The organism is Bradyrhizobium neotropicale, from assembly GCF_001641695.1.
GTDB classification, from domain to species: Bacteria; Pseudomonadota; Alphaproteobacteria; order Rhizobiales; family Xanthobacteraceae; genus Bradyrhizobium; species Bradyrhizobium neotropicale.
This window is the reverse complement of the sequence record NZ_LSEF01000108.1, coordinates 1-5,018: the sequence shown is the minus strand read 5'-3', so window position 1 is coordinate 5,018 and position 5,018 is coordinate 1. Positions and strand designations below refer to the sequence as shown.

Below are 5,018 nucleotides of genomic sequence, written 5' to 3'. Positions count from 1 at the left end.
CCGGTGGTGACCGTCACATTGCCGGCGCCGTAATTGTAGGCGTTGATGCCGGAGCCGGCCGCAGCCACGATCGTGGCGTCGCTCTGCACCAGCACGTTGCCCGCGACGGCGCCATTGGCCACGTTCTGACCGCCGGGAGAGTAGCCGGCGACGATGCCGCCGGGCGTCGAGCCATTCGGCGTCAGGAGCGTTCCGGAATGGATCGTCCCGTGGGCGATCACGGTCACGCTGCTGGTGGGATCGTCGGTGGCCGACTGATTCTGCGCATTGATGCCCGAGCTGCCGCCGGTGACGTTGTCGCCTGCCGAAGTCGTCACGCTGACGCTGCCGACCCCGTTGACGAAAGCCTGGATGCCGAAGATCGAGCCGCCCGAGATCGTCGCATTGGCCCCGACATTGACGGCGACGCTACCGGTCCCCTTGCTGTTACCGAAGGCGCCGATGCCGTATTGCGCGCCGGAGACGGAGGTGCCGGCGGCCTCGTTCACGGTCACATTGCCGTTGCCGTAATTGTAGGCGTTGATGCCGTAACCCGCCGCGGCGGTGATGTTGCCGTTGTTGTTGACGGTGACAGTGCCGTTGACGTTGGTATTGGCGATGCCGACGGTGCCCGGACCGCCGGTGGTACCGTAGTAGCCGGCGGCAATGCCCTGGGGCTGCGAACCACTGGGGTTGAGAGTCGTGCCCGAATTGATGGTGGCGTTGTTGGTGACCGTGATCACGCTGTTGGCGCCGGTCCCGATCGATGTCGCGAAGTTGACGAGGCTGATACCTGCGCCGCCGGAATTGATGGTGTTGCCGGCGTCCGTCAGCGTCGTCATGCTGCCGGTGCCGTAACTTTCGTCGCGGATGCCGAACTGCACGGTTGCGCTTACGGCGCCCGCCTCGATCGAGTCGTTGCCACTACCATGATTGACGACATAGATGCCATCGAGCCCGCCGCTGACACTGCCGGTCGCGGTGACGTTGATGTTGCCGGTGTTGGCCGCGTCGAGGTTCTCGGCGAACACGCCGATCGAGCCGCTGCCCTGCCCGGTCACGCTGCCGGTCGCATTGACCGTGATGTTGCCGATCCCGGTGATGTTCTGCTCGGCGATCACGCCGTTGCCGGCCTGACCGGTCACGCTCCCACTCGGGCTGACCGCGATGTCGCCAACCCCATTCTGGACCACGTTGATGCCATTCACCGCGCCGGAGATGGCCCCCCCGGGCGTGACGATGACATTGGCCTGGCTGCCGACCGCACCGGCCGCCGAGGTGAAGTCGATACCGTCGCCCGCGGCGGTCGTGACGCTGCCCTGGCCGGTGATCGTGAAATTGCCGGAGTTTGCCGCGGAGCCCGCGATCGTTCCGGTGAAGCCCGGCGCGTTGTCGAGCATCAGCGTATCGTTGCCACCGCCAAAGAAGAAGTTCTCGGCGGCGGACCCGGCGATTTCGAGCGTGCCGCCGTTGTTGATGTTGAGCATCCCCGATCCGCTCAGGGCACCTGTGATGTGCAGGAGGCCGTTTGCAGCGATGTTGCCATCGTTGACGACGTTGCCGTTGATCACGCCGGCACCGCCGATCCCGGCGGAGCTGCCGATATGAATGGCATTTGCAATGGTCGACGTGCCCGTTCCGATCACGATGGCGCCGCCATTGTTGACGTTCAACGACGTCGTGCTGTTGGTATTGCCAAGACCCATCCCGCCGACGGAGACGACGGAGAACGCGCCCGACGCCGTGACGCTTCCCTCGTCATCGATGAAGCTGGCTTGCAAGGTCGCACCGGCATTGTTGTTGAATGCGCCGGTGAAGCCGCCCGTCGAGTTGGTGTAAAGGTTGCCGTAGATCTGTCCGTTGTTGTTGACGATGACAGCCGCCCCACCGTTCTCGGTGAGGGCCGCCGTCGACGTCGCCGTCGCCAGCCCGATCGTGCCGGAGTTGTTGATCGTCACGGTGCCGAATGGGTTCTCAGAGACGTTGATCGCGGATTTATTGGCCGCGCCGACAATCGTCCCGGTATTGGTGATGCTGACCGAGCCCGTCGCGCTGGCGCTGGCCTGTTGGACGTTGATGCCGGAGTTCGCGGTGGCGGTGATCTGACCGTCGTTCTCGACGGTGATGGAGCCACCCAGGGCGGCGCCGGTGAAGATGCCGGTGCCGCCGGTCAGGAAACCGCCGTTGGTGACGCTGATGTTGCCGCCGGCAAACGTATTGGCATTGATACCGTTGGCCTGAGCGCCGCTGCTGGCCCCCGTGATCGATGAAATCGCACCGGTGGTGACCGTCACATTGCCGGCGCCGTAATTGTAGGCGTTGATGCCGGAGCCGGCCGCAGCCACGATCGTCGCGTCGCTCTGCACCAGCACGTTGCCCGCGACGGCGCCGTTGGCCGAGTTCGAGCCGTTGGGGGAGTAGCCGGCAACGATGCCGCCGGGCGTCGAACCGTTCGGCGTCAGGAGCGTTCCGGAATGGATCGTGCCATGGGCGATCACGCTCACGCTGCTGGTGGCGTCGTCCGTGCCCGACTGGCTCTGCGCGTTGATGCCCGAGCTGCCGCCGGTGATCTGGTCACCAGCCGAAGTCGTCACGCTGACGCTGCCGACCCCGTTGACGAATGCCTGGATGCCGAAGATCGAGCCGCCGGAAACCGTAGAGTTGGCCCCGACATTAACGGCGACACTGCCGCTGCCCTTGCTGTTGTTAAAGGCGCCGATGCCGTATTGCGCGCCGGAGACCGAGGTATTGGCCCCGTCATTCACGGTCACATTGCCGTTGCCGTAATTGTAGCCGTCAAGGCCGTAGCCCGCCGCAGCCGTGACGTTGCCGTTGTTGTTGATGGTGACGGTGCCGTTGATGGCGGTATTGGCCGTCCCGTTGTTGCCGTAGTAGCCCGCGGCAATGCCTTGCGGCTGAGAGCCACTGGGATTGAGGGTCGTCCCCGAATTGATGGTGGAATTGTTGGTGACGGTAATCGTGCTGTTGGCAGCCGCTAACAGCGATGCCGCGTAATCGATGACGGCAATACCTGCGCCGCCGGAATGGATGGTGCTGCCGGGGTCCATCACCACCGATGTGCTGCCGGATCCATATTGTTCGGTGCGAATGCCGAACTGCACCGTCGCGGCTACGGCTCCGCCCGCCTCGACCGAAATATTGCCGTTGCCCTTGTTGACGACATCGATGCCGTCAAACGCGCCGCTGGCGCCGCCGGTCGAAGTCACGTTGATGTTGCCGGTGTTGGCCGCATTGAGGTTTTCGGCGAGCAGGCCGATCGAGCCGCTGCCCTGCCCGGTTACACTGCCGGTCGCGTTGACGGTGACGTTGCCGGTCCCAGTGGTGCTCTGCTCCGCAATCAAGCCGTCGCCGGCGCGCCCCGTCACGCTGGCACCCGGGTCGACCGTGACGTCGCCAACACCGTTCTGGACTGCGTTGATGCCGTTCACCGCACCGCTGATCGTCCCGCTGGTCGTGACGATGACATTGGCCTGGCTGCCGACCGCGCCTCCCCCCGAGGTGAAGTCGATCGCGTCGCCCGCGGCCGTCGTGATGTTGCCCTGGCCGGTTATGGTGAAGTTGCCGGAGTTTCCGGAAGATCCCGCGATCGTTCCGGTGAAGCCCAATGCGTTGTCGAGCTTCAGGGTGCCGTTACCGCCCGTGAAGAACACGTTCTCGGCGCCGGATCCGGCGAGCTCGAGCGTCCCGCCGTCGTTGATATTGATCGTTCCCGATCCACCCAGGATGCCCGTAATGTTCAGCAATCCGACCGCAGTGAGATTGCCGTCGTCAACGACGTTGCCGTTGATCTTGCCGGCGCCGCCCAGCGAAGTTGCGCTACCGATATGAAGGGCACCCGCGATGGTCGAAGTTGCGGGGCCGATATCGACGGCGCCGCCGTTCGTGATGGTCACTGTCGTCGAACCGGACCCCAGCGACATGCTTTGGGCGGTCACGACTGAACCCGCGCCGTCGACGGTCAGCGATCCGGCGCTCCCGGCGTTGTTCGACAAGGACAGGAAGCCGGTCGTGATCGTACCGCCGTTCTTGACGGTGGCGTTGGCCGTGCCGCTATTGGCGATGGTCAGGCCCTGGGTTGAATTGAGGGTGGCATTATCGACGGTCAGCGTGTCGGTGACACCGGCATCGAAATTATACGCGACGCCCATATTGGTGGTCGTCACCACGGCTTGGTTGGATACCGTCAGCGAGGCGGTACCGTCATTGCCGACCGTGATGTTCTGGAATTGTCCGGACGTCGTGTTGAGCGTGGAGCCCGGGCCGGTCACGGTGACGGTACCATGGCTGCCGGCCAAATTGGCGATGTTGAGGAAACTGGCAGTCAGGGCGGCATCTGCTGCGACGGTCAGATTGCCGGTGCCACTGTTGCCGACCGTCATTCCGATCGAGGTCCCGACCAGTACGATAGTCGAATCTGCACCTGACGCGGTGATGCTTCCCTCGTCATTGAAGTAGCCGGTTCGCCAGGTGGCGCCAGCGTTGTTGTTCAGCGTGCCTGTGAAGCCGCCGGTCGAGTTGGTATAGACGTTGCCGTCGATCTGCCCATTGTTGTTGATGGTGACGGTAGAGCCGCCGGTCTCGGTGATGGCCGGCATCGAGCCCGCTGTCGTCGCTGATCCGATGGTGCCGGAGTTGGTGATCGTCACCGTGCCGGTGGCGTTCTCCGCGACGTTGATCGCGGATCTATTGGCCGCACCGACAACCGTCCCGGTGTTGATGATGGTGACCGAGCCGGTCGCCCCGGCACTTGCCTGTTGGGCGTTGATGCCGGAGTTCGCGGTGGCGGTGATCTGGCCGTCATTCTCGATGGTGATGGAGCCACCATGGTTGGTGCTCGAGAAGATGCCGGTTCCCCCGGTCAGGAAGCCGCCGTTGGTGACACTGACATTGCCGCCATCAAGCGCGTTGGCGTTGATGCCATTGGCCTGGTTGCCGCTGGTCGCGCCCGTGATCGATGAAATCGCACCGGTGGTGACCGTCACATTGCCGGCGCCGTAATTGTAGGCGTTGATGCCGGA

1 pseudogene is annotated in these 5,018 nt (G+C 64.0%); it reads right to left on the bottom strand.

What is annotated here, in order from left to right:
• Nucleotides 1-5,018 (bottom strand): annotated as a pseudogene (locus AXW67_RS36090) (S-layer family protein); the annotation flags it as partial.